Source organism: Lysinibacillus sp. RU7, from assembly GCF_057837305.1.
Genome location: NZ_JBYQFK010000057.1, coordinates 1 through 1,407 on the forward strand (window position 1 = coordinate 1; position 1,407 = coordinate 1,407).

1 protein-coding gene is annotated in these 1,407 nt (G+C 36.8%); it reads right to left on the bottom strand.

Annotated elements, in window-relative coordinates; all coding sequences use genetic code 11:
* Positions 1-80: 80 nt before the first annotated feature.
* On the bottom strand, positions 81-1,289 hold the full coding sequence (locus tag AC3II9_RS21425) for an ISL3 family transposase (RefSeq protein ID WP_489158714.1): 1,209 nt from the start codon (positions 1,287-1,289) through the stop codon (positions 81-83).
* Between the last annotated feature and the right edge of the window lie 118 nt (positions 1,290-1,407).

Sequence of the window (1,407 nt, forward strand, 5' to 3'; positions counted from 1 at the left end):
ATAAACCTTTCCTGCCATCCATTTCTTCCGAAGCGTAGCGAGGAAGGAATGGATGGCAGGTCGCGGCTCGCTTCGCTCCCTCATCCAACATGCAACCCTATTTTTTTATACATGTGACCTAATAATATTTTTGCTTTAAAGTGCTCATATTTGCGGAATCCATAAGCATTTCGCTTGAGTACTTTTGTTTTATTATTAATGCCTTCCAAAAATCCGTTTGAATAACCAAACACAAAACTGTTCAATATTTCTACTTGCCAGTTTTTATGTGTTTGTATACTTTTTAAAAAGCTTGGAATGTTCGCCTCTTCTACCTTACGGTAAAAAGCTTCTAAGCCATCTTTGATCTTCTTAATATTCTTTTCTTCTTTAGCTTTCGTAAACCATTGTTTATAGCATTCTTTTAACTCATATGCTTTTTTCAATTCCGGTGATAACCCAAGATAGCGGTTTAAATACCAACGTTCTTCCTCTGTTAGTTTCGCAGAATTTTTATGCAAAACAAAACGCATTCGCTTACTCTTTTTCCGATCATAAGCGTGCATCTCTTTTTGAACTTTTCTTCTAACATCATCTAAAGCCCAATGGATATAACGACAATAATGGAATCTATCTGCTACTATGATGGGTTTCGCTAATGCTTGATGAACAGCTGCTTTAAAGCTTCCATTCATGTCCATCACAACGATTTCCACATCTTGTCCGTATTTTTGTAAGTATGTTTTTATCGTTTGTAGTCGACGATTGGGTAGAATATCAATTGGTTCATGTGTTTCTGCATTGGCTATAATTAACTGATATTTCCCGGCATCTGTATCTGCCTTATATTCATCAATTGCAATCGCCTTTGGTAGACGGAACCCCTCTGGTAACGCTGCTTTTGCCTGTTTTGTGAATCTACGTAGTATCGTTGAAATGGATGTACCGAGTACCGTTGCCGCCTCTTTAAATGTTTTTGATTTAACCGATTGAATAATCATGGCTTGATTTGTTTCTTTAGAAAAACGTTGGTAACGCTCGACAAATGAGGACTTTTCGGCAAATCGCTTCCCGCAAGTGCAACGATAACGTCGGCATTTATACATCAATTGCGTTGAACGTCCCCACATTGGAAGATGCCCAATCTTACGCATTCGATAGTCATGTATTTTAGACGTCTTTTCCCCGCATTCTGGGCAAATATGTTCTTTTACGGGAATAGAAATATACACTAAAATACGGTTTTCTTGTTCAACAATTTCTTCAATGTTTACACCTTTTAATCCTGGTAATTCCATGTTAAAATTCATACAGCACAACTCACCCTTACTACTTGTTTCTCGACAATTCAAGTATAGTAAAACAGGTGATGTTGTGCATTTTATTTTTCATAAATTGTATGAAAACCCCAACATTTATTATAGAACC